The organism is Mycolicibacterium parafortuitum, from assembly GCF_002086815.1.
Classification (GTDB): domain Bacteria; phylum Actinomycetota; class Actinomycetes; order Mycobacteriales; family Mycobacteriaceae; genus Mycobacterium; species Mycobacterium parafortuitum.
The window spans coordinates 157,690-179,678 of record NZ_MVID01000003.1 but is presented as its reverse complement, the minus strand read 5'-3'; the positions used below and the strand labels follow the sequence as shown (position 1 = coordinate 179,678).

Below are 21,989 nucleotides of genomic sequence, written 5' to 3'. Positions count from 1 at the left end.
CGGTTCATGAGGTTGTCACTCCGTTGAGTAGTAGGTCGATGATCAGGCGATCGAAGTCGCGGGCGGCGGCCCTGCCGGCGCGGATGCACCACGCGGTCCCGCCGGCGAGGCTGTAGAACGCCTCGGTCAGAAACGCCGCGGGCAGTTCGGGACGGAACTCGCCGTCGCGCTGGCCGCGCAGGAACAACTCGGTGATCGCGGTGTCGATCTCGTCCCAGGCCTGCAGCGTCGAGTCGAAGTCGAGGTCCTGACTCTGGCTGTACAGCAGCGCCAGGTACGGCGCGACCGGCTCGCACGCGGTGACCAGCCTGCGCAGCGCGTCGGCCGCGGGCCCGTCGTCGAGGCGGACGTCGGCCAGCACCTGGCGCATCTCGGCGATCGCGAGCTCCTCCAGTGCGGTCATCAGCGCGACCCGGCCCGCGAAATGCCGGTGCAGGGTCGCGCGGCTCACGCCGACCGCGGCCGCGATCTCGTCCTGCGTCGCGTTGGGGCGGCGGCCGAGGAAGTCGGCGGCCGCACGCAGCAGCTCTTCACGGGACGACATGAAACGACTGTATCTCAGATGAGACATATTTGTCTCATGGCTGTAGGGCCGTCCATAAGGCAGGATCGACGCCATGGACCAGATGTGGGCCAACCGCGCCGCCAGCGCCGAAGCCGCCATCACCACACGTCACCTCAGGCGGCTCTGGGGACTACCGGGAACCCAGCTCGGCGTCGTGGCCTGGCCCGCGACCACCCGGCAGCGGCGGTTCGGCACCTGGCACTACTGGTGGCAGGCCCACCTGCTGGACAACCTCGTCGACGCGCAGCTGCGTGACCCCGACCCCGGGCGCCTGGCCAGGATCACCCGCCAGATCCGCGGGCACCGGCTGCGCAACGTCGGCCGGTGGACCAACAGCTACTACGACGACATGGCCTGGCTGGCGCTGGCGCTGGAGCGCGCCCAACGCTGCACCGGCGTCGGCGGCCCGAGGGCGCTGGCCACCCTGACCGAGCAGTTCCTGACCTCCTGGGTGCCCGAGGACGGCGGCGGCATCCCGTGGCGCAAGCAGGACCAGTTCTTCAACGCGCCGGCCAACGGCCCCGCGGCGATCTTCCTGGCCCGGCACCTGTCGTCGCTGGGCGAACCACTCCGCCGTGCCCAGCAGATGGCCGACTGGATCGACGAGACACTGATCGACCCCGACACCCACCTGGTGTTCGACGGCGTCCAGGGCGGGTCCCTGGTCCGCGCGCAGTACACCTACTGCCAGGGCGTGGTGCTCGGCGCCGAGACCGAACTCGCGGTGCGCACCCGCGACCCCCGGCACGCCGCCCGCGTGCACCGGCTCGTCGCGGCGGTCGCCGCACAGATGGCCCCGAACGGCGTGCTCAAGGGCGCGGGCGGCGGTGACGGCGGGCTGTTCCACGGCATCCTGGCCCGCTACCTGGCGCTGGTCGCGACGACACTGCCCGGCGACGCCGCCGAGGACGCGGCGGCGCGTGACACCGCACGCGAACTGGTGCTCGCGTCCGCCCGGGCGGCGTGGGACAACCGCCAGAGCGTCGACGGGCTGCCGCTGTTCCCGGCCTTCTGGGAGCGTGCGGCCGAGATCCCGACCGTGGGCACTCCGGACGCGCAGTTCGTCGAGGGGGCGGTCAACTCCTCGGCGATCCCCGAGCGGGATCTGTCGGTGCAGCTGGCCGGCTGGATGCTTTTGGAAGCCGCGTGCGTTGTGACCGCAGGTGAGCGTGACTGACCGGGTCCGGGCCTATCCGGCCGCCCAGCGCGGCTTTCCGCTGCTGCCGTCACGGCTGCGCCGGGGCAGCAAGGCCACCAAGACCACCGACAACTCCGCGGCAGCGCTGCTGCTGACCTTCACCGTCATCGCCATCCTGTGGGCGAATTCGCCTTGGGCCCATACCTACTCGGCGCTGCTGGACACCCCTGTCGGGGTCATGATCGGCACCCATCACTTCGAGATGACGGTCAAGCACATCGTCAACGACGGGTTGATGACGTTCTTCTTCTTCATCGTCGGCCTCGAGGTGACCCGCGAGTTCACCGTCGGTGAGCTGACCGACCGCTCCCGGGCCGCCGTGCCGGTGGTCGCGGCCGCCGCCGGGCTGGTGCTTCCCGCCGTGGTCTTCCTCGCGTTCAACCCGTCCGGCGAGAACGCGCACGCGTGGGGCGTGGTGATCTCGACCGACACCGCGTTCCTGGTCGGCGCGCTGGCGATCATCAAGCCGATGTTCCCGGCGCGGGTACGGCTGTTCCTGCTGACGCTCGCGGTCGTCGACGACGTCGGCGCGCTGATCGCGATCGCGGTGTTCTACTCCGACAGCATCCAGGTCGGCCCGCTGGTGGTGTCGGTGGTGCTGATCGTCGCGCTGGCCCTGGTGCGGTATCTGCCCGCCGCGCACGGCCCGGCCTACGCGGGTCTCGGGGTGTCGCTGTGGGTCGCGCTGTACATGGCGGGCATCCACCCGACTCTGGCCGGTGTCGCCGTCGCGCTGCTGATCCCGGTGTTCACCCCGGAGCGCCGCCCCGTGGAGAAGGCGGTCGAACAGATCCGCGCGTTCCGGCAGTCGCCGAACTCGCAGTACGCGCGCGCGGCGAGCCGATCGCTTCGGGAGTCCATCTCGATCAACGAGCGGCTGCAGACCGCGGTCGGCCCGACCGTGTCGTTCGTGATCCTGCCGCTGTTCGCGTTGGTCAACGCCGGCGTGCTGCTGGACGCGCAGTCGCTGTCCACGGCGCTGCGCTCACCGCTGACCTGGGGCATCGTCGCCGGGCTGGTGCTGGGCAAGTTCTTCGGCATCACCGGCGCCACCTGGCTGATCCGCCGCACCGGTCTCGGCCAGTTGGCCCCGGGGCTGACGCTGCGCCGCATCGCCGGGGGCGCGGCGCTGTCCGGGATCGGCTTCACGATCTCGCTGTTCATCGTCGACATCGCGATCGACGACCCGGGCCGGCAGGACCAGGCCCGCATCGGCGTGCTCGCCGCATCGGTGATCGCGTTCGCGCTGGGCTGGGCCATCTTCCGGCTCACCGACCGGCTCAGCCCGCCCGAACCGGTCGGCATGAAACTGCTGCGGCCGATCGACCCGGAGCGCGACCACTTCCGCGGCCGCGTCGACGCGCCGCTGACACTCGTCGAATACGGCGATTTCGAGTGCCCGTTCTGCAGCCGGGTCACCGGCGCCATCGACGAGGTGCGCGCGCATTTCGGTGACGACCTGCTCTACGTGTGGCGGCACTTCCCGCTGGAACGGGCCCACCCGCGCGCGTTCGACGCGGCCCGGGCCAGCGAGGCGGCGGCGCTTCAGGGCAGATTCTGGGAGATGGCGCACGAGTTGTTCGAGCACCAGGACGATCTGGAGTGGGCGGACATCTACCGCTACGCGGTCTCGGCCGGCTGCGACATCGAGCAGTTCGACCAGGACGTGCGGGTGCATGCGAAGAAGGTGCTGCACCGGGTGACCGACGACGCCGAGGACGCCGAGGAGATGGACCTCAACGCGACGCCGACGCTCTTCGTCAACGGCAAGCGGCACCGGGGGCCGTGGGATGCGGCCAGCCTGATCCGCGCGCTGGAGCAGGCGCGCGGTTAGCTCGCCTGCTCGCCGGCTTCCATCGGCGGGGTGGGGATGCCCGCCTGCTTGGCGGCCTTGCGGCGCTTGTACCACTCGAATGCGATCGGCAGCACGGACACGATCACGATCGCGATCACGATCGGCTCGAGCAGCTTCTGGACCATCTCGATGCGTCCCAGCCAGTAGCCCAGAAGCGTGAGGCCGGCACCCCAGACGACGGCGCCGACGGCGTTGTAGAGGGTGAATACCGCGTAGTTCATCTTCGCCGCACCGGCGGTGATCGGCGCCAGCGTGCGCACGATCGGCACGAAGCGCGCGATCACGATCGCGAACGGGCCGCGCTGCTCGAAGAACAGATGCGCCTCGTCGAGGTAGCGCTGCTTGAGGAACCGCGCGTTCGGTTTGAACATCGCGGTGCCGACGTTGCGCCCGATCCAATATCCGACCTGCGCGCCGAGGACCGCCGCGATCGGGATGAACAGCAGCAGCTGCCACAGCTGGAAGTTGACCTGTGCGGTATTGCCCTCCGCCGACTGCGCCGAGATGCCCGCCGCCAGCATGCCCGCGACGAACAGCAGCGAGTCGCCCGGCAGCACCGGGAACAGCACACCGGACTCGACGAAGACCACCACGAGAAGGCCGATCAACGCCCAGGTACCGAAGTAACTGAGGAGGTTGATCGGGTCAAGGAAATCGGGCATCAGCGCGAGATTGTCGACGACCACGGTTTTCAAGGGTACCGGCGGCGTATCCGGCTTAGGCTGGGCCATGCCCACCGACAAGCCCACCCACAAGGCTGTCCACGTCGCCGCCGCCGACGCCGAACTCACTCTCGTCGAGGTCGAAACCCAGCCGCCACCGCCCGGTCACGTCCGTCTCGCGGTCAAGGCGTGTGGGGTGTGCGGCACGGACCGGGAGTTCCACGCCGGCCATTTCCCCGGGATGCAGTGGCCGCTGACGCTGGGGCACGAGATCGCCGGATCCGTGGCCGAGGTCGGCGACGGTGTCGAGGACTTCACGGTCGGAGACCGGGTCGCCGTCGGCTGGTTCGGCGGCAACTGCAACCGCTGCGTGCCGTGCCGCAAGGGCTTCTTCATGCAGTGCGAGCGGCTGCAGGTGCCGAGCTGGCACTACCCGGGCGGCTACGCCGAGTCGGTGACGGTGCCGTGGACCGCGCTGGCGCGGATTCCGGACGGGTTGTCGTTCGCCGAGGCGGCGCCGATGGGCTGCGCCGGGGTGACGACGTTCAACGGGCTGCGCCAGACCCGCGCGAAGGCCGGTGACGTGGTCGCGGTCCTCGGTGTCGGCGGGCTCGGACACCTCGGGGTGCAGTGGTCGCGGGCGATGGGGTTCGAGACGGTCGCGATTGCGCGCGGCACCGGCAAGGCCGACGAGTCCGTGGCGCTGGGCGCCCACCACTACATCGACTCCACCGCCCAGGACGTGGCCGCGGAGTTGCAGAAGCTCGGCGGGGCCGCGGTGGTGCTGGCCACCGCGAACAACGCCGCCGCGATGGCGGCGACCGTCGGCGGGCTCGGCCCGGCCGGTGAACTCGTGGTCGTCGGCGTGACCGCCGAGAACCTGCCGATCAGCCCGCTGGACCTGATCAACAGCGGACTGTCGGTGGTCGGGCATCCGTCGGGCACCGCGCGCGACGTCGAGGAGACGCTGCACTTCGCGCTGCTGTCGGGTGTGCGGGCGATGGTGGAGGAGCAGCCGCTGGCCGAGGCCGCCGAGGCGTTCGCGGCGATGGATGACGGCCGCGCCAGATATCGCCGGGTTCTGACCGTGTGATCATGCCCGGAACTTGACATACTTGCCCCAACGCCAGTTGAGAGGAACCGCCATGCCCATCGCCACGCCCGAGGTCTACGCCGAGATGCTGGGCCGCGCCAAGGAGCACTCGTTCGCGTTCCCGGCCATCAACTGCGTCGGTTCCGAGAGCGTCAACGCCGCCATCAAGGGCTTCGCCGACGCCGGCTCCGATGGCATCATCCAATTCTCCACCGGCGGTGCGGAATTCGCGTCGGGTCTGGGTGTCAAGGACATGGTCACCGGCGCGGTCGCGCTCGCCGAGTTCGCGCATGTGATCGCCGAGAAATACCCGATCACCGTCGCGCTGCACACCGATCACTGCCCGAAGGACAAGCTGGACACCTACGTGCGGCCACTGTTGGCGATCTCGGCGGAGCGGGTGCGGGCGGGCGGCAATCCGCTGTTCCAGTCGCACATGTGGGACGGTTCGGCGGTCCCGATCGACGAGAACCTCTCGATCGCCCAGGAGCTGCTCAAGCAGGCGGCCGCGGCCAAGATCATCCTCGAGATCGAGATCGGCGTCGTCGGCGGCGAGGAGGACGGGGTCGAGGCCGAGATCAACGACAAGCTCTACACCACGCCCGAGGACTTCGAGAAGACCATCGAGGCGCTCGGAGTCGGTGAGCACGGCAAGTACCTGCTGGCCGCGACGTTCGGCAACGTGCACGGCGTCTACAAGCCGGGCAACGTCAAGCTCAAGCCCGAGGTGCTCGCCGAAGGGCAGCGGGTCGCGTCGGCCAAGCTGGGCCTGGAGGAGGGCTCCAAGCCGTTCGACTTCGTATTCCACGGTGGCTCAGGCTCTTTGAAGTCCGAGATCGAGGATTCGCTGCGCTACGGCGTGGTCAAGATGAACGTCGACACCGACACCCAGTACGCGTTCACCCGGCCCATCGCGGGGCACATGTTCGCCAACTACGACGGGGTGCTCAAGGTCGACGGCGAGGTGGGCAACAAGAAGGTCTATGACCCGCGCAGCTACTTCAAGAAGGCCGAGGCCTCGATGAGTGAGCGGGTGGTCGAGGCGTGCAACGACCTGCACAGCGCGGGCCGGAGTGTGTCCGCGGGCTGAGGCGGGGCGACGGGCTCAGGAGCTCGGGGCCTGGCAGACCTTCCACTGGTCGTCGCGGAACTGCAGGTCGAAGCTGCGGGTGGAGCGGGTCTGCGGGGCGTAGGCCATGAACGTGGTGACATTCGCTTCGGCGTGGTCGCCGTTGATCACGACCTGGTCGATGCTGGCGACGACGGGGTAGCGCCCGGCCTGGGCCACCCGGCGGTGCGTGTCGGCCCACTTCTTGTCGTCGATGTTGTTGTAGCCCTCGGCGGTGGTGCCGCAGGTGATGCTGCGCAGCGTCGCGAGATCGCCCTTCTCGATCGCGGCGTCGTAGTTCTGGATCGTGCTGCGTACGGCGTCCTCCTGGGACACCGTCGACGCCGAACCCCGGGTCAGCAGGATGGTGCCGACCACCGCGACGGCGGCCAGCGCCGCGATCACCACGATGATCGCGATCACCCAGCCCCAGTTGCGGCGCGCGGTCTTGGGTGCTTTGGGGGCGTCCCCGCGCGGCGGGATCATCTGCGGCGCAACCGGTTTCTGGGCGGCGAAAGCCTCGGTCGGCGCGTTGCCGGGATCCCGGACGGTGAACGCCTCGGTGGCGGGGTCGTTCGGGCGGTTGATCACCTGGGTGGAGCCCGCGTCGAATCCGGACGGCGCGGTGAAGCGGCGCTCGCCGGACTGCTCGGTGTCCGGTTCGTCGCCCTGGGGTTCGGCGGGTGCGAACACCTCGGTGGCGGGTTCGTGCTCGGGGTCGGTGCCGGGCAGAACCTCGGTCTCGGCGTCCGCGGATGATTCGGCGGTGGTGTCGTCCGAGTCGTCAGGACCTTCTGCGTTCGACATATTGCGGAAGCTTAGCGATCCGAGGTGCAGGTCTGCGGTAGCCGCACGGCACAATGGGTTCCATGACACGGATGGGTGATCTTCTCGGACCGGAACCTGTACTGCTGCCCGGCGATCCTGCCGCCGAGGCCGAGTTGGAGGCCAACGAGAACCCGTCGATCGTCGCCGCGGCGCACCCGGCCGCATCGATCGCGTGGGCGGTGCTCGCCGAGCAGGCGCTGGCCGACGATCAGGCCGTCACCGCCTACGCGTACGCCCGCACCGGCTACCACCGCGGCCTTGATGCGCTGCGCCGCAACGGGTGGAAGGGGTTCGGTCCGGTGCCGATCTCCCACGAACCCAACCACGGTTTCCTGCGGTGTGTCGCCGCGCTGGCCCGCGCCGCCGAGGCGATCGGCGAGACGCCCGAATACCAGCGCTGCCTCGATCTGCTCGACGACTGCGACCCGGCCGCCCGCGCCGAACTCGGGCTGGCCTGAGCGCTCAGGCCTGGCTTTCGCACTCACAGTCGGCCGCGCTGTCGGGCGGCTCGACCTGCACGGTCGCGTGCCCGAGCCCGCGGGCGGTCAGCACCGCGCGGGCGTCGTCGAGCACCGCGGCTGAGTCGCGCACGCTGGTCAGATGCGCGGTGACCATGTCCTTGCCGGGGACCAGCGTCCACACGTGCAGGTCGTGCACCTCGGTCACCCCGTCCACCGCGCACAGCGCGGCGCGCAGCTCGTCGACGTCGATGTGGCTGGGGGAGGACTCCGACAGGATGCGCAGCGCTGCGCGGGCCAGCGCGATCGCGCGCGGTAGCACCCACAGCGCGACCAGGACGGCGACGACGACGTCGGCGTACGGCCAGTTGGTGGTGACGGTGACGATGCCGGCGATCAACACCCCGATGCTGCCGACCGTGTCGGCCATGACCTCCATGTAGGCGCCCTTGACCGCGAGGCTGTCCTGCGAGTGCGACCGCAGCAGCAGCACGACCGCGAAGTTCGCGATCAGCCCGGCGACGGCGACGACGATCATCGGCACGCCCGGGATGTCCGGCGCGTCGCCGAGACGCTCGACGGCCTCGTAGAGGATGAACGCCGCGACACCGAGCAGCAGCGCCGCGTTCGCGACCGCGGTGAACACCTCGGCGCGGTGCCAGCCGTAGGTGCGCGACGGCGACGTGCTGCCGCGCCTGGCGAGCAGCACCGCGGTCAACCCCATGAACATCGCGACCAGGTCGGTGAGCATGTGACCCGCGTCGGCCAGCAGCGCGATCGAGTCGATGGCCAGCGCGGTGACGAGCTCGACGACGAAGAACACCGTCAGGATCGCCGCGGCGATCACCATGCGGGAGACCTTGGTGTCACCGCCGTGGCTGTGATCGTGTCCGGCGCCCATGGGCCAGAATATATGCGCAATGACGCATATGTCGCAAGGGGTCTTACAACCAGGCCGACCAGAACCGGGTCAGCTGGCCGCCGACCCGCGACAGGTACACGTCCACGCCGGACAGCTCGAACAGCCAGTACACCGCGCCGAAGAACCACTGGTTCAGCGGCGGCGCGATCAGCAGGACCAGCAGGATGACGAAGCCCCACTGCTTGGCGGGCGCGAGCGCGCGCTGATTCGCCGGGCTCAGATGCGGCTCCAGCGCGCCGTACCCGTCCAGGCCGGGGATCGGCAGCATGTTCAGCAGGAACGCGGTGACCTGCAGGAACCCGAGGAACGCGACGCCCGCCCAGAACACGCCATGCGCCGGGTCGTAGAACGCCCGGGCCAGGGCCAGCAGCATCACCGCGAACACGAGGTTCACCGCGGGCCCGGCGAGGCTGACCAGCGTCTTCTGCCGGTCGGTCAGGTATCCGGTCCGCAGGTACACCGCCCCGCCCGGCAGGCCGATCCCGCCCAGCGCGATGAACAGCACCGGCAGGCCCAGTGACAGCAGCGGGTGGGTGTACTTGAACGGGTTCAGGGTCAGGTAGCCGCGCGCGGCGACGTCCCGGTCACCGAACCGGTAGGCCGAGTACGCGTGGCCGAACTCGTGCAGGCACAGCGTGACCAGCCAGCCGAAGATCACGAACGCGAACACCGCGGCATAGGACAGCGGGCGGACCTCGTCGGTCATCGCCCACGCCAGCGCGCCGCCGGCGGCGGTGACCGCGATCAGCGCCAGGAAGATCGGGCTGGGCCGCACCGACTGCCCGATCATCGGTGGCCGACCCGCAGCCAGCCCTGCGTGTGGCGGTAGAACGTCGAGCGGCGCACCGGCCTGCGGCCCGGCTCGCCGTCACGCACCACCAGCGCGCCGGTGGTGCCCAGCTGCGCGGCGCGCCCGGCAATCCAGCGGTTGGGCCGCATCCGGCCGGTCAGCGCGGACGCGCGCAGCCCCGGCATCGACGCGGTCGGCTCGATCCGCACGCCGGTGATCTCGCCGTCGAACAGCCACTCGTCGTCGACGACGGCCTCGCCGCGGATCGTGCGCTGCCCCTCGGGCGGCAGCCAGTAGGCCGCCCCGGTGATGACCGAGCCGGTCTCATCCCGGATCAGCGGCACCCGAGTCGCCGTCCCGGTGCGGGCCTGACCGGCCTGCCAGGGCCGTCGCACGTGGGCCACCTCGACATCGAGCCGGTCGGCGCGCATCAGCGCGGTGAGCACCGAGGACAGCTCGCGCTCGGAGCCGAGCACGATCAGTCGGCGGTGCCCGGTCAGGTCGGGAGCGGGGTCGGCGTCGGGACCGGGCAGAACCGGCAGATCATGCAGCGACCTGGGGATGCGGCGTTCGCCGAAGCGGACGACAGCGGTGCTCGACGGGTCCAATCTGCTCCTCGCAAACGACTGGTGATCAGGTGCGATGTTCATCGGATATGGTGGATCACCGGCTGCACACAGTATCCAAGCGCAGCTTGAGCGTAAGAATCTAGCGGGAAGACGCGAAGGACTGCGATGCCGGCAATCGTCCTCATCGGCGCCCAGTGGGGCGACGAGGGAAAGGGAAAAGCCACCGACCTCCTGGGGGGACGTGTCCAGTGGGTGGTGCGCTACCAGGGCGGTAACAACGCCGGACACACGGTGGTGCTGCCAACCGGGGAGAATTTCGCCCTGCACCTGATCCCGTCGGGCATCCTGACCCCCGGCGTGACCAACGTGATCGGCAACGGCGTCGTCGTCGACCCCGGTGTGCTGCTCACCGAGCTCAAGGGCCTCGAGGACCGCGGCGTCGACACCGACGGGCTGCTGATCTCGGCCGACGCGCACCTGCTGATGCCCTACCACGTCGCGATCGACAAGGTGGTCGAGCGGTACGCGGGCAGCAAGAAGATCGGCACCACCGGCCGCGGTATCGGCCCCTGCTACCAGGACAAGATCGCCCGCCAGGGCATCCGGGTCGCCGACGTGCTCGACCCCGCGCTGCTGGCCGAGAAGATCGAGGGCGCACTGGAGTTCAAGAACCAGGTGCTGGTCAAGATCTACAACCGCAAGGCGCTGGAACCCGCCGAGGTGGTCGACAACCTGCTCGAGCAGGCCGAAGGCTTCAAGCACCGCATCGCCGACGCCCGGCTGCTGCTCAACGAGGCGCTGGAGCGCGACGAGATCGTGCTGCTGGAAGGTTCGCAGGGCACCCTGCTCGACGTCGACCACGGCACGTATCCGTTCGTCACGTCGTCGAATCCGACGGCAGGCGGCGCGTCGGTCGGCTCGGGCATCGGGCCGACGCGGATCACCACCGTGCTGGGGATCCTGAAGGCCTACACGACCCGGGTGGGTTCGGGACCGTTCCCGACCGAACTGTTCGACGAGCACGGCGCCTACCTGGCCAAGACCGGTGGTGAGGTCGGTGTGACGACCGGCCGGGCGCGCCGGTGCGGCTGGTTCGACGCCGTCATCGCCCGCTACGCGACCCGGGTCAACGGCATCACCGACTACTTCCTGACCAAGCTCGACGTGCTGTCGACGCTGGAGACGGTGCCGATCTGCGTGGGCTACACCGTCAACGGCAAACGCACCGACGAGATGCCGATGACGCAGAGCGACTTCGCCGCCGCCGAACCGGTGTACGAGGAGCTGCCCGGCTGGTGGGAGGACATCAGCTCGTGCCGCACCTTCGAAGAACTGCCCGCCAACGCGCGCGACTACGTGTTGCGCCTGGAAGAGCTTGCCGGGGCGCATGTCTCGTGCATCGGTGTCGGGCCGGGCCGCGATCAGACGATCGTGCGGCGCGACATCCTGGCCACCTCGTGAGCTCCGACTTCGGGCTGGATCCGCGGCGCGTCGACCCGGAGTACGACAGGCACGGCGGATTCCCGGTGTTCGAGGCCGCCGACCCCGGCCCCGGATTCGGGCGGTTCCTGACCGCGATGCGCCGGGCCCAGGATCTTGCCGTGTCGGCCGACCCCGATCCCGACACCTGGAACGACGCCGCCGACCGGGTCGAGGAACTCGTCGCGCTGCTCGAACCGTTCCAGGCGGCGGAAGGAGTCGGCCCGTCGAACCGGGTGCCGTCGCTGCCCGGCGCGGGCAGCCTGCTGATGCCGCCGTGGACGGTCACCAAGTTCGAGGCCGACGGGGTCGAACTGCAGGTCACGTTCAGCCGCTACCACGTCGGCGGCAACTCCGCGGTGCACGGCGGGGTGCTGCCGCTGCTGTTCGATTCGATGTTCGGCATGGTGATCCACGCGACCGGCAGGCCGATCAGCCGCACCGCGTTCCTGCACGTCGACTACCGCAGGGTGACGCCGATCGACACCGTGCTGACCGCGCGGGGCTGGCTGCGGGAGGCAGAGGACCGCAAGGCGTGGGTCAACGCCGAACTTCTCGACGCCGACGGCAACGTGCTGGCCGAGTCGAACGGGCTGATGATCAGGTTGCTTCCCGGCCAGCCATGACCGAGCATCCGGCCGACCGGCATCTGCGCCGCCTGAGCACCCCGCACGCGGCCGCGTTCGCCGGGGTGGCCTTCGCGCTGCTGTTCGGGGCGGCGCTGGTGCTGATCCGCACGTCGGTGCCCGACGGCTCCACGGGCGGACTGCGCATCGCGATCGTGCTGGTGCCGTTCGCGGGCATCGCGTTCCTGTGGTTCCTCGGGGTGGTGCGCGACGGCCTCGGGACGCTGGAGGACAAGTTCTTCTCGACGGTGATGATCGGCAGCGCGCTGGTGTTCCTCGCGATGATCTTCGCGTCGACCGCCGTCGGCGCCGGGCTGCTGGCCACCAGGGAGTTCGCCGAGCCCGGCACCCGCACCGAGGTCGACGCGTTCGGCCAGGGTCTGCTGCTGGCGCTGTCGAACACCTACGCGCTGCGGATGGCGGCAGTGTTCATGATGTCGTTGGCGACGATCTGGCTGCGCACCCGGCTGATGCCGCGCTGGCTGGTGGTGCTGACCTATCTGGTGTCGCTGGCCGTGCTGGTCGGCAGCGATGTCAGCAAGTGGATGACGATCACGTTCCCGATTTGGGTGCTGGTCGTCAGCCTGGTGATGCTCGCGCGCGCCGGCGTCATCGATCCTCGAGTGCCAGGGCACTCGCCGGGCACAGCGTGACCGCTTCGGCCGCGCGTGCCACGTCGTCGCCGCTGACCTCCTCGCGCAGGATCGCGACGATGCCGTCGTCGTCCTGATCGAAGATCTCCCCGGCGACCATCACGCAGTTGCCCGCCTGGATGCACAGTTCGCGGTCGGCGACCACGCGCTTGGTCTCGCTCATCCGGTCGACACCTCCAATGCCTTGAGACCGTAGATGAAGTGGAACGACCGGAACTCCACATCGGCGAAGTCCTCGGCCAGGCTCAGCGCGGGGAACCGGCGCAGCAGCGCGGGGAACGCGATCTGCATCTCCATCCGCGCCAGCGGCGCGCCGAGGCAGTGATGCACGCCGTGCCCGAACGCCAGGTGCCCGGGCGCACCTCTGGTGATGTCGAAGTCCTCAGGGCGGTCGACGAATCCGGGATCGCGGTTGCCCAGCGGTAGCGACGCGAACACGAGGTGCCCGGCCGGGATCGTGACGCCGGAGAGCTCCACGTCGGTGGTGGTGCAGCGCGGGATCGCGGTCTGTACCACCGACAGCCAGCGCAGCATCTCCTCGACCGCGGGCATCACCGCGGCCGGGTCGTCGCGCACCGCGGCGAGCTGCTCGGGGTGGCGCAGCAGCGCCAGCGTGCCCAGCGCGAGCACATTCGACGTCGTCTCGTGCCCGGCGAGCAGCAGCAGGCCCGCGATGCCGATCAGCTCGTCGTCGGTGAGCTCACCGCCGTGCTCGCGGATCAGCATGCCGAGGATGTCGTCGCCGGGGGCGGTCCTGGCCCGCTCGACCAGCCCCGCCATGTATGCGCGTGCTTCCCGCGCGAGCTCGAGTCGTTCCGGGATCGAGATCGACAGGTCGAGTTGGCGGGCGCTGCGGCGCTGGAACTCCGCGCGGTCGGTGTACGGCACGCCGAGCAGCTCGCAGATCACCAGCGACGGGATCGGCAGCGCGAAGTGCTCGACCAGATCGGCTGCGGGTCCGGCCGCGGCCAGCGCGTCGAGTTGGCCGTCGACGATCTCGACCACGCGGGGCTGCAGCCGCTGCATGCGGCGGTGCGTGAACTGCGGAGTGAGCATGCGCCGCAGCCGCTGGTGTTCGGGCGGGTCGAGGCCGAGCAGGTTGCCCGCCCTGGCGCGGGCCTGGGCGGCCGCGTCGACCGGCGGCGCCCCCGGCACGACGAAGCCGGGCGGCCGGTCGTTGGAGAACCGGGCGTGATCCGACAGCACGGTCTTGACGTCGTCGTAGCGGGTGACGAGATAGACCTGCATCCCGAACGCGTTGGTGACCGTCCGGACCCCCTCGCCGTCCCGGATCTCCCGCAGCTCGGGGATCGGGTCGAACCCGTCGCGCCGCATGTGCAGCGGCGGCAGGTCGTGGGCTGCCTGGGTCATCTCTCGACGCTACGCGTCTCCTCACGCAGCGCGGGCCACCAGATCTTCGGGCCGATGAGCGTGAACAGCGCCGGGATGATCACGGTGCGCACCAGGAAGGTGTCCAGCAGGATGCCGAGGCCGACGATGATGCCGACCTGGGTCAGCACGATCAGCGGCAGCACGCCCAGCACACAGAACACCGCGGCCAGCACGATGCCCGCGCTGCTGATCACCGCGCCGGTCGCCGACACGGCCCGCACGATGCCGTCGCGGGTGCCGTGCTCGGGGGTCTCCTCCCGGGCGCGGGTGACCAGGAAGATGGTGTAGTCGACGCCGAGGGCGACCAGGAACAGGAACGCGTACAGCGGCGCGGTGTTGTCGAGTGCGGGGAAGCCGAACAGGTGCACGCTGGCCCAGCCGCCCAGGCCCAGGGCCGCGACCGAGCTCAGCACGGTGACGCCGACGAGCACCAGCGGGGCGAGCGCCGAGCGGAGCAGCACGTAGAGCACCACCAGCACCACCACCAGGATCGCGGGGATCACCACGGCTCGGTCGTGGCCGGCCGCGCCTGCGGCGTCACGCGCGGTCGCGTCCGAACCACCCACCAGCGCGTCCGGATCCGCCTGGTGCACCGAATCCCGCAGCGCGTCGATGGTGTCGAACGCCTCGTCGGAGGCCGGATCGGCGGCCAGCACCACCGACCACTGGGTCAGCCCGTCAGCCTCGGGACCGGCCGGGAACGCCGAGACCACACCCGGGGTCTCGGTGATCGCGCGCTGCACCTCGGCGCTGCGGTCGGCCGATGCGATGACGCGGGCGGGGTCGGTCAGTCCGCTCGGGAAGTGCTCGGACAGTGTGTCGAAGCCGCTGACCGATTCGGCCTGCACCCGGAACTGCTCGGTCTGGGAGAGCCCGACCGGGGTCGCGAACAGCCCGGTGCACAGCACCGCGAGCCCGCCGATCGAGATCACCGCGACCACTGCCGGGCGTCGCGCGACCGCCGACGCGATGCGGTGCCACACGCCGCGGTCGGTGAGTGCCTGCGCGCCGACCTGAGGGATGAACGGCCAGAACAGCTTCCGGCCGAACAGGGCCAGCGCGGGCGGCAGCACGAGCAGGACGAACACCGCGGCGACCACCAGACCGGCTGCGGCCTGGACACCGAGGCTGCGGGTGCTCGGCGCCGACGCGAACAGCAGGGTCAGCAGCGCCAGCACCACCGTCGCATTGCTGGCGATGATGGCCGGGCCGGCGCGCCGAACCGCGATGTCGAGGGCCTCGCGGTGGGAGTTGTTGCGGCCCAGCTCTTCCCGGTACCGCGAGATCAACAGCAGCGCGTAGTTGGTACCCGCGCCGAACACCAGCACGCTGGTGATGCCGGCGGTGGATCCGTCCGGGGTCATCCCGAACAGCTCGGCGACCGCCGACCCGATCACCGCGGCGACACGGTCGGCGAACCCGATCACCAGCAGCGGCACCAGCCACAGCACGGGGGAGCGGTAGGTGATGATCAGCAGCAGCGCGACCACGGCAGCGGTGACCGCGAGCAGCGTGAAGTTGGCCCCGGAGAACGAGTTCGCGATGTCGGCGCCGAATGCGGGTCCGCCGGTCACCTGTGCCTGCAGATCGGCGGGCAGTCCGTCGGCGGCGGCGTCCCGCATCTCCTTCACCTTGTCGGTGAGGTCGAACCCGGACAGGTCCGCCGACAACGGCACGGTCGCGACCGCGGCCTGGCCATCCTCGGACACTTGTGGCGGCGGTCCGGCCTCGCCCGCCCCCGCGGAGGCGAGCAGGCGGGTGCGCGCGGCGTCGACGGCTTCGAGGTCGGCGGGGCTCAGCGGCGCGGAATCGGTCCGTGTGACGACCAGGATTGCGGGTACCTGATCCCCGCCGGGCAGTTGTGCACGCGCCGCGTCGGCACGGGCGGATTCCGACGAGGCCGGGACCGCCACGGGCGACTGCGAATCGGACTCGCCGCCGCCGAGCAGCCCCATCAGGGCGCCGGAGACGAGGACCACGAGAAGCGCGACCACCCACGAGAATCGACGGTTCATGAGAACCAATATTTCAAATAGTTAACCATTAATCAACTTAATTTTTGCTATTGTGGTCACATGCCAGACGGGGACCGCGGAGCGTTGGAACGGCTGATCGCGGGCGACGTCCGGGCGCTGACGGCGGCATCCGACGAGATCGGGCACAAGTTCTCGGCGCGCCACGGGCTCACCGCCAACGATTTCCGGGCGCTGCTGCATGTCACCGTCAGCGAGGACGACGGTGATCCGCTGACCGCGGGCGAACTGCGCACCCGGATGGGCACCTCGGGTGCGGCGATCACCTACCTGGTCGAGCGGATGCTCGAATCCGGCCACGTGTTGCGCGACAGCGACCCGAGTGACCGGCGCAAGGTGCTGCTGCGCGTTGCCGAGCACGGTAAAGGCGTCGCGCGGGAGTTCTTCGGACCGCTGGCCGAGCACACCCACCGCGCGCTGGCCGAGCTCCCCGACGGCGACCTGGAGGCCGCCCATCGTGTGATGACCGCGCTGGTGAAGGCGATGTCCGAGTTCGGCGAGCAGCTCAACCGCGATTGAGCACGGCCTCTTCCAGATCCAGTCCGTACAGCATCGCGCGCAGCGCAGCTCACGGAACGTCGCCATCGGCGATTCGACCCCCTCGTCGTCGATGCGCTCCCAGGCCGTCTGACGTCTGCGGTGGTTCCACGCGCGCAGTACGTCGGCGGCACGGTCGTCGACGTCGGTGGACCCGTCGGACAGCAGCTCGTCGAGCCGGTCGGCTGCCGCTTGGGCGGCGCGATCCTGCGCGGCGGCCGCCGCGAGCAGGTCGGCGCGCTGCTGGTCGCCTTGACCGTCGAGGCGGCGGATCAGCCACGGCAGAGTCAGCCCGTGAAGCAGCAGCGTCCCGACGACCACGACGAAGGTCAGGAAGATCAGTTGCGGTCGGCCGGGGAACAGCTGGCCCGACAGCGTCGTCAACGGCACGCCGAAGGCCGCGGCCAGCGACACCACCCCGCGCATCCCGGCCCACGAGACCACGAAAACCTGCCCGGGAACCGGCGGCGGTTCGGTGCTGCGGATACGCCGCACCAGCCGCGGCAGATACGCGAACGCGTACACCCACGCGATCCGGACCGCGATGACCGTCGCGAACACCGCGAGCGCCGACGCCACGATCAGTGCCGCCGAGGTGCCCTTGAGTCCTTCGACCGCCGCGGGCAGTTGCAGCCCGATCATCAGGAACGCGAAGGACTCCAGCACCAGCTGCACGGCCTTCCACACCGCGCGGTCCTGCAGCCGGGCGGCGTAGCCGGCCCTCGAGTGGCGCTGCCCGGCGATCAGCGCGGCGACCACCACCGCGAGCACGCCGGAGCCTTCGACCTGCTCGGCGACGAGATAGATCAGGAACGGCGCGACCAGGCCGATCGCGCTCTCGGCGAGCGGGTCGTCGAGGCGGGACCGGATGAACACGACGATTTTGCCGAGTACGAACCCGACGAGGACGCCCGCGACGGCGGCCACCAGGAATGTCTCCAGCCCGGCGCGCAGGCTGGTCGAAGCACCGATGGCGGCGGCGAGCGCCACCTTGTACGCGGTCAGCGCGGTCGCGTCGTTGAGCAGGCTCTCCCCGCTCAGCAGCGTCATGGTGCGCCGTGGCAGGCCCAGTTTGCGCCCGACCGCGCTGGCCGACACCGCGTCCGGCGGTGCGACGATCGCGCCGAGGACGAACGCCGCCGCCAGCGTCAGCTCCGGCACCGTCCGGTAGGCGACGAAGCCGACCGCCACGGTGGTCGCCAACGGCAGCCCGATCGCGAGCAGCCCGATCGAGCGGGTGTTCGCGCGCAGGCTCACATAGCTGCTTTCCAGCCCGGCCGACCACAGCAGCGGCGGCAGCAGCACGTAGAGCACCAGGTCGGGGTCGAGTTCGATGCCGGAGATGTGGTCGGCGCCGGGGATCAGGCCCACTGTCAGGCCGGCGACGACCAGGAACAGCGGTGACGACAGGTCGTACCGTCGGGCGACCGCCGCCAGCAGCACGGACGTGACGAGGATCGCCAGCAACGAGGCACTCATGTTCCGATTCTCTCGACTCGTCTGGCAGGCTGAAAATCGATGACTGATACCGAGGCGTCCCGCGACGGCAGGACAGTGGTGTTGCTACTCGGCGCCGGGGAGCGCACCCGCGAGTTGGCCGCGGCGTTCGCGCGTCTGGGCGCCGACGTCGTCACGGCCGACCCGCCCGTCGACGGTGATGCGCTTACGACGCTGGTCGACGACGAGAAGCCGGGCTATGTGGTCAGCGATGCGGAGGCGGTCGCGACCGACACGCTGGTCGCCATCGCCGAACGCGGCGACGTCGAGGTGTTCCCGACGCCGCGCAGTGCCCGGCTCGCGCTGGACGCCGAAGGACTTCGCCGGCTGGCCGCCGACGAGCTGGGGCTGCCCACTGCACCGTTCTGGTTCGCCGGTTCGGCGGCCGAGCTGGCCGCGGTCGCCCAGCACGCCGGCTTCCCGCTGGTGGTCAAGCCGGTCGCCGCCGCCCCGGGCGAGGGTGAGTCGGTGCTGTTGCGACCCGAGGACGTCGATCCGGCGTGGGAGCGCGCGGTCGCAGGCGGCAAACTCAGCCTGGCGCGGGTGATCGCAGAGTCGGTGGTCGACGTCGACGTCGAGGTCACGCTGCTGACGGTGCGGACCACCGGACCGTCGGGACCCGCGGTGTCGTTCTGCGAACCGATCGGCCACCACCAGGACACCGGTGGATCGCTGGAATCCTGGCAGCCGCAACATCTTTCGCCGACCGCGCTGGATTCGGCGAAGTCGATCGCGGCCCGAATCGTGAACTCGCTGGGCGGCCGCGGGGTGTTCGCGGTGGAACTGCTGGTGCGCGGCGACGAGGTGTACTTCTCCGACGTCCGGCCGCGCCTGCAGGACAGCGGGCTGGTGACGCTGCGCTCGCAGCGGCTGTCGCAGTTCGAGTTGCACGCGCGCGCCGTGCTCGGGCTGCCGGTCGACACCATCATGGTCTCCCCGGGTGCGGCGGAGGTGACCTACGCGACCGAGGATGACGGGCCGCCGCTGCTGGCCGATGCCCTCGCGGTCGCCGAGAGCGACGTCAGGTTGTCGCAGGCAGAGCCCGCGTTGCGGGTGTCCCTGGCGACCGCGCCCGACCCGATCGTGGCCCGTGACCGGGCCCGCCGGGTCGCGTCGGCGCTGCGCAGGAAGGGCTGAGACATGGCGGATGGCATGGCGGATGCGGCGGGGCCCCCGGAGGACCCGGACACCTCGAGCGGATCGGCGATCGCGCCGTTCCTGGGCGCGCTGACCCTCATTGTCGCCGTCGTGATCGGAATCTGGCTGATGAACGTGTTCTCCGGCGAGGAGCTGACCGACACCCAGCGGATCGCGCGGGCCGCATCCGGCCAGAACGATGCGCTGCAGCGGCAGAGCTATCCGGATTTCCAGGCGTTCACCTGTGCCGCGCAGCAGCGCGACGAAGCCGAAGTGATGGACGCGCAACGGGATTCGGTGTCCGAGCACGGAGACCGCTACGTCGACCGGGTGGAGGCGGTGGCCATCGACGGGGACCACGCCACCGCCGAGGTGACCTACTACTTCGACAAGGACAAAGACGCCAAGCAGACCGTCGAGCTGTCGTTCGTTCACGAGGACGGGGCGTGGAAGGTGTGTTCGACCGGCCCCAGCTAGCTGTGGGACACTCTCGACCGTGAGTTATGCCGGAGACATCACGCCGCAGGAGGCATGGAAGCTGCTGAGCGAGAACCCGGATGCGGTGCTCGTGGACTGTCGCACCGACGCCGAATGGCGGTTCGTCGGCGTCCCCGATCTGTCCCCGCTGCACCGCGATGTCGTCTACATCGAGTGGAACCGCACCGACGGCACGCGCAACGACGGGTTCGTCGACGACCTGCAGGCCGCCGGCGTCACGCCCGGTGAGCGGCCCGTGGTGTTCCTGTGCCGCTCCGGCAACCGGTCGATCGGGGCGGCCGAAGCCGCCACCGCGGCGGGCATCGGCCCGTCCTACAACATCCTCGACGGGTTCGAGGGCAACCTCGACGAGAACAAGCACCGCGGCGGCACCGGCTGGAAGGCCGTCGGACTCCCGTGGGTGCAGTCATGAGCGACGAGATCCCGTCGGTTCGCCGGCCCGCGCAGCTGCCCGACGGCGTCAGCCAGGACACCATCGGTGTGCGTGGCGGTCTGCTGAGGTCCGGGTTCGAAGAGACCGCCGAGGCGATGTACCTGACGTCCGGCTATGTCTACTCCTCGGCCGCCGACGCGGAGAAGGCGTTCACCGGCGAGATCGACCGGTACGTGTACTCGCGCTACGGCAACCCGACGGTTTCGATGTTCGAGGAACGGCTGCGGCTGCTCGAAGGTGCGCCGGCCTGCTTCGCGACGTCGACGGGGATGTCGGCGGTGTTCACCGCGCTGGGCGCGCTGCTGGGCGCCGGAGACCGGCTGGTGGCCGCGCGCAGCCTGTTCGGGTCGTGCTTCGTGGTGTGCAACGAGATCCTGCCGCGCTGGGGCGTCGAGACGGTGTTCGTCGACGGCGACGATCTGGCCCAGTGGGAGGAGGCGCTCTCGGTGCCCACCCAGGCCGTGTTCTTCGAGACCCCGTCCAATCCGATGCAGTCCCTGGTCGACATTGCCGCGGTGTGCGAGCTCGCCCACGCCGCGGGCGCGAAAGTGGTGCTGGACAACGTGTTCGCCACCCCGATCCTGCAGAAGGGGATGCCGCTGGGCGCCGATGTGGTGGTGTACTCCGGCACCAAGCACATCGACGGGCAGGGGCGGGTGCTGGGCGGAGCGATCCTCGGCGACAAGGAGTACATCGACGGCCCGGTGCAGAAGCTGATGCGCCACACCGGTCCCGCGCTGAGCCCGTTCAACGCGTGGACCCTGCTCAAGGGGCTGGAGACGCTGGCGCTGCGGGTGCAGCACCAGACCGCGTCGGCGCACCGGATCGCCGAGTTCCTGGAGGGGCACTCCGCGGTGAGCTGGGCGAAATACCCGTTCCTGGAATCGCATCCGCAGTACGAGCTGGCCAAGAGGCAGATGAGCGGCGGTGGCACGGTGGTCACGTTCGAACTCGCCGGCGGGACGAAGGAGCGCGCGTTCGAGGTGCTCGACAAGTTGCAGATCGTCGACATCTCCAACAACCTCGGCGATTCGAAGTCGCTGATCACCCACCCGGCCACCACCACGCACCGCGCGATGGGCCCGGAGGGGCGCGCCGCGATCGGGCTCGGGGACGGCGTCGTGCGGATCTCGATAGGGCTGGAGGGCACCGAGGATCTGATCGCCGATCTGGACCGGGCGCTCGGCTAAGTGTCGCGACGGTCGGACCAGAAGAAGGCGCGGCGCAAGAAGCGCCAGGCTGCCCGGGACCGCGCCTGGCTGCCGGCGGGGGTGCTCGACGAACTCCAGATCGCCGCTGACCTCGAGGAATTCGATGCGCGGCTGACGGGGCGCGGCTGGGTGTTCTCCGAGGACGTCGACGACGACACCGGGGTGGTGTGGTTCTGGCCGCCGTCTGAGGTCGATTCCGAAACCAGCGTCCAAGACTCCGAGGCCGAGGACACCGGGGTCGAGGACGAGAACGTGAATGTCACGGTGGTCCTGCTGACCCCCGAGGACGGCGGCGAGATCGCGCACGTGGTGTTCGCCGGGATGTCCGACGACTACCAGTTCAACCTCGACGAGTTGTTCGAGCACCTCGACGTGATCGAGGGGTACCGCAGCGGTGACCCCGTCCCGGTCTTCGGGTAGTTCTGCTCGGTCCCGCGCGCGAGTT

General features: G+C 69.9%; 23 protein-coding genes and 1 pseudogene. 14 read left to right on the top strand and 10 right to left on the bottom strand.

What is annotated here, in order from left to right; genetic code table 11:
* Nucleotides 1–4: 4 nt before the first annotated feature.
* On the bottom strand, nt 5–544 hold the full coding sequence (locus tag BST38_RS05690) for a TetR/AcrR family transcriptional regulator (protein WP_083142279.1): 540 nt from the start codon (nt 542–544) through the stop codon (nt 5–7).
* 73 nt (nt 545–617) lie between these two features.
* On the opposite strand from BST38_RS05690, the gene BST38_RS05685 reads away from it, so the two are divergent.
* A complete protein-coding gene (locus BST38_RS05685) occupies nt 618–1,742 on the top strand; it encodes a glycoside hydrolase family 76 protein (protein ID WP_083142278.1) in 1,125 nt (374 codons plus the stop codon).
* A complete protein-coding gene (gene nhaA, locus BST38_RS05680) occupies nt 1,735–3,597 on the top strand; it encodes a Na+/H+ antiporter NhaA (RefSeq protein WP_420872521.1) in 1,863 nt (620 codons plus the stop codon). Before BST38_RS05685 ends, nhaA begins: the two co-directional genes overlap by 8 nt.
* Here the strand turns inward: nhaA and BST38_RS05675 are convergent.
* The gene (locus tag BST38_RS05675; RefSeq protein ID WP_083142443.1) at nt 3,594–4,280 is read right to left on the bottom strand and encodes a DedA family protein; all 687 of its coding nucleotides are present in this window, start codon (nt 4,278–4,280) and stop codon (nt 3,594–3,596) included. The genes nhaA and BST38_RS05675 overlap by 4 nt on opposite strands.
* A 67-nt stretch (nt 4,281–4,347) precedes the next feature.
* Between BST38_RS05675 and BST38_RS05670 the strand changes: the two genes are divergently transcribed.
* Both BST38_RS05670 and fbaA read left to right on the top strand, forming a co-directional pair.
* A complete protein-coding gene (locus tag BST38_RS05670) occupies nt 4,348–5,373 on the top strand; it encodes an alcohol dehydrogenase catalytic domain-containing protein (RefSeq protein ID WP_083142276.1) in 1,026 nt (341 codons plus the stop codon).
* A gap of 52 nt (nt 5,374–5,425) precedes the next feature.
* Nucleotides 5,426–6,463 (top strand): class II fructose-bisphosphate aldolase, encoded by a 1,038-nt coding sequence (gene fbaA / locus BST38_RS05665; RefSeq protein WP_083142275.1) that lies wholly within the window; start codon nt 5,426–5,428, stop codon nt 6,461–6,463.
* A 15-nt stretch (nt 6,464–6,478) separates the two neighbouring features.
* Here fbaA and BST38_RS05660 read toward each other — a convergent pair whose 3' ends face one another.
* Nucleotides 6,479–7,288, bottom strand: coding sequence for an Rv0361 family membrane protein (locus BST38_RS05660; protein ID WP_083142274.1), 810 nt, complete (start codon nt 7,286–7,288; stop codon nt 6,479–6,481).
* A gap of 62 nt (nt 7,289–7,350) precedes the next feature.
* Between BST38_RS05660 and BST38_RS05655 the strand changes: the two genes are divergently transcribed.
* Nucleotides 7,351–7,767 (top strand): DUF3151 domain-containing protein, encoded by a 417-nt coding sequence (locus BST38_RS05655; protein WP_083142442.1) that lies wholly within the window; start codon nt 7,351–7,353, stop codon nt 7,765–7,767.
* A 4-nt stretch (nt 7,768–7,771) separates the two neighbouring features.
* On the opposite strand, the gene BST38_RS05650 is transcribed toward BST38_RS05655, so the two are convergent.
* Genes BST38_RS05650 through BST38_RS05640 form a run of 3 tightly spaced genes read right to left on the bottom strand, consistent with a single transcriptional unit; the run spans nt 7,772 to nt 10,087 of the window.
* The gene (locus BST38_RS05650) at nt 7,772–8,668 is read right to left on the bottom strand and encodes a cation diffusion facilitator family transporter (RefSeq protein ID WP_083142273.1); all 897 of its coding nucleotides are present in this window, start codon (nt 8,666–8,668) and stop codon (nt 7,772–7,774) included.
* A 43-nt stretch (nt 8,669–8,711) separates the two neighbouring features.
* Nucleotides 8,712–9,479, bottom strand: coding sequence for a site-2 protease family protein (locus tag BST38_RS05645; protein ID WP_083142272.1), 768 nt, complete (start codon nt 9,477–9,479; stop codon nt 8,712–8,714).
* Entirely contained in the window at nt 9,476–10,087 is a 612-nt protein-coding gene (locus tag BST38_RS05640) for a peptidase M50 (protein ID WP_083142271.1), read from the bottom strand. Before BST38_RS05640 ends, BST38_RS05645 begins: the two co-directional genes overlap by 4 nt.
* Nucleotides 10,088–10,213: 126 nt before the next feature.
* Between BST38_RS05640 and BST38_RS05635 the strand changes: the two genes are divergently transcribed.
* The 3 genes from BST38_RS05635 to BST38_RS05625 are packed head-to-tail and all read left to right on the top strand — an operon-like array spanning nt 10,214 to nt 12,806.
* Nucleotides 10,214–11,509 carry an adenylosuccinate synthase gene (locus BST38_RS05635; RefSeq protein ID WP_083142270.1) on the top strand — a complete coding sequence of 432 codons (1,296 nt, stop codon included), beginning with the start codon at nt 10,214–10,216 and terminating at the stop codon, nt 11,507–11,509.
* On the top strand, nt 11,506–12,153 hold the full coding sequence (locus BST38_RS05630; RefSeq protein ID WP_083142269.1) for a PaaI family thioesterase: 648 nt from the start codon (nt 11,506–11,508) through the stop codon (nt 12,151–12,153). Before BST38_RS05635 ends, BST38_RS05630 begins: the two co-directional genes overlap by 4 nt.
* Entirely contained in the window at nt 12,150–12,806 is a 657-nt protein-coding gene (locus BST38_RS05625; protein ID WP_083142268.1) for a hypothetical protein, read from the top strand. Before BST38_RS05630 ends, BST38_RS05625 begins: the two co-directional genes overlap by 4 nt.
* On the opposite strand, the gene BST38_RS05620 is transcribed toward BST38_RS05625, so the two are convergent.
* The 3 genes from BST38_RS05620 to BST38_RS05610 are packed head-to-tail and all read right to left on the bottom strand — an operon-like array spanning nt 12,763 to nt 16,213.
* On the bottom strand, nt 12,763–12,969 hold the full coding sequence (locus tag BST38_RS05620; protein WP_083142267.1) for a ferredoxin: 207 nt from the start codon (nt 12,967–12,969) through the stop codon (nt 12,763–12,765). The two genes, BST38_RS05625 and BST38_RS05620, sit on opposite strands and share 44 nt — an antisense overlap.
* Complete coding sequence (locus BST38_RS05615) at nt 12,966–14,177, bottom strand: cytochrome P450 (protein WP_083142266.1); 1,212 nt, start codon at nt 14,175–14,177, stop codon at nt 12,966–12,968. The genes BST38_RS05620 and BST38_RS05615 overlap by 4 nt, the downstream gene beginning before the upstream one ends.
* Nucleotides 14,174–16,213 (bottom strand): MMPL family transporter, encoded by a 2,040-nt coding sequence (locus BST38_RS05610; protein WP_083142265.1) that lies wholly within the window; start codon nt 16,211–16,213, stop codon nt 14,174–14,176. Before BST38_RS05610 ends, BST38_RS05615 begins: the two co-directional genes overlap by 4 nt.
* A 60-nt stretch (nt 16,214–16,273) precedes the next feature.
* Between BST38_RS05610 and BST38_RS05605 the strand changes: the two genes are divergently transcribed.
* Nucleotides 16,274–16,750 (top strand): MarR family winged helix-turn-helix transcriptional regulator, encoded by a 477-nt coding sequence (locus tag BST38_RS05605; RefSeq protein WP_083142264.1) that lies wholly within the window; start codon nt 16,274–16,276, stop codon nt 16,748–16,750.
* Here BST38_RS05605 and BST38_RS05600 read toward each other — a convergent pair.
* Nucleotides 16,740–18,247 (bottom strand): annotated as a pseudogene (locus tag BST38_RS05600) (Na+/H+ antiporter); the annotation flags it as partial. The gene BST38_RS05605 and the pseudogene BST38_RS05600 sit on opposite strands and share 11 nt — an antisense overlap.
* 39 nt (nt 18,248–18,286) lie before the next feature.
* On the opposite strand from BST38_RS05600, the gene purT reads away from it, so the two are divergent.
* From purT to BST38_RS05575, 5 genes are read left to right on the top strand one after another with little or no spacing between them, the layout of a single operon-like run.
* A complete protein-coding gene (gene purT / locus BST38_RS05595; protein ID WP_083142263.1) occupies nt 18,287–19,402 on the top strand; it encodes a formate-dependent phosphoribosylglycinamide formyltransferase in 1,116 nt (371 codons plus the stop codon).
* 3 nt (nt 19,403–19,405) lie between these two features.
* Nucleotides 19,406–19,879 (top strand): Rv0361 family membrane protein, encoded by a 474-nt coding sequence (locus BST38_RS05590; RefSeq protein WP_237160676.1) that lies wholly within the window; start codon nt 19,406–19,408, stop codon nt 19,877–19,879.
* 19 nt (nt 19,880–19,898) lie between these two features.
* Entirely contained in the window at nt 19,899–20,312 is a 414-nt protein-coding gene (locus BST38_RS05585; RefSeq protein WP_083142262.1) for a rhodanese-like domain-containing protein, read from the top strand.
* Nucleotides 20,309–21,523, top strand: a complete 1,215-nt coding sequence (locus tag BST38_RS05580) for an O-succinylhomoserine sulfhydrylase (RefSeq protein WP_083142261.1) — start codon at nt 20,309–20,311, stop codon at nt 21,521–21,523. Before BST38_RS05585 ends, BST38_RS05580 begins: the two co-directional genes overlap by 4 nt.
* Nucleotides 21,524–21,964, top strand: coding sequence for a hypothetical protein (locus tag BST38_RS05575; RefSeq protein WP_083142260.1), 441 nt, complete (start codon nt 21,524–21,526; stop codon nt 21,962–21,964).
* Nucleotides 21,965–21,989: the final 25 nt, after the last annotated feature.

Coding starts and splice junctions, on each gene's coding strand:
- BST38_RS05605 (WP_083142264.1), top strand. CDS start 16,274: ATGCCAGACGGGGACCGCGGAGCGTTGGAACGGCTGATCGCGGGCGAC.
- BST38_RS05635 (WP_083142270.1), top strand. CDS start 10,214: ATGCCGGCAATCGTCCTCATCGGCGCCCAGTGGGGCGACGAGGGAAAG.
- BST38_RS05670 (WP_083142276.1), top strand. CDS start 4,348: ATGCCCACCGACAAGCCCACCCACAAGGCTGTCCACGTCGCCGCCGCC.
- BST38_RS05625 (WP_083142268.1), top strand. CDS start 12,150: ATGACCGAGCATCCGGCCGACCGGCATCTGCGCCGCCTGAGCACCCCG.
- BST38_RS05675 (WP_083142443.1), bottom strand. CDS start 4,280: ATGCCCGATTTCCTTGACCCGATCAACCTCCTCAGTTACTTCGGTACC.
- BST38_RS05685 (WP_083142278.1), top strand. CDS start 618: ATGGACCAGATGTGGGCCAACCGCGCCGCCAGCGCCGAAGCCGCCATC.
- BST38_RS05645 (WP_083142272.1), bottom strand. CDS start 9,479: ATGATCGGGCAGTCGGTGCGGCCCAGCCCGATCTTCCTGGCGCTGATC.
- BST38_RS05655 (WP_083142442.1), top strand. CDS start 7,351: ATGACACGGATGGGTGATCTTCTCGGACCGGAACCTGTACTGCTGCCC.
- BST38_RS05615 (WP_083142266.1), bottom strand. CDS start 14,177: ATGACCCAGGCAGCCCACGACCTGCCGCCGCTGCACATGCGGCGCGAC.
- BST38_RS05590 (WP_237160676.1), top strand. CDS start 19,406: ATGGCGGATGGCATGGCGGATGCGGCGGGGCCCCCGGAGGACCCGGAC.
- BST38_RS05690 (WP_083142279.1), bottom strand. CDS start 544: ATGTCGTCCCGTGAAGAGCTGCTGCGTGCGGCCGCCGACTTCCTCGGC.
- BST38_RS05620 (WP_083142267.1), bottom strand. CDS start 12,969: ATGAGCGAGACCAAGCGCGTGGTCGCCGACCGCGAACTGTGCATCCAG.
- fbaA (WP_083142275.1), top strand. CDS start 5,426: ATGCCCATCGCCACGCCCGAGGTCTACGCCGAGATGCTGGGCCGCGCC.
- purT (WP_083142263.1), top strand. CDS start 18,287: ATGACTGATACCGAGGCGTCCCGCGACGGCAGGACAGTGGTGTTGCTA.
- BST38_RS05650 (WP_083142273.1), bottom strand. CDS start 8,668: ATGGGCGCCGGACACGATCACAGCCACGGCGGTGACACCAAGGTCTCC.
- BST38_RS05610 (WP_083142265.1), bottom strand. CDS start 16,213: ATGAACCGTCGATTCTCGTGGGTGGTCGCGCTTCTCGTGGTCCTCGTC.
- BST38_RS05580 (WP_083142261.1), top strand. CDS start 20,309: ATGAGCGACGAGATCCCGTCGGTTCGCCGGCCCGCGCAGCTGCCCGAC.
- BST38_RS05660 (WP_083142274.1), bottom strand. CDS start 7,288: ATGTCGAACGCAGAAGGTCCTGACGACTCGGACGACACCACCGCCGAA.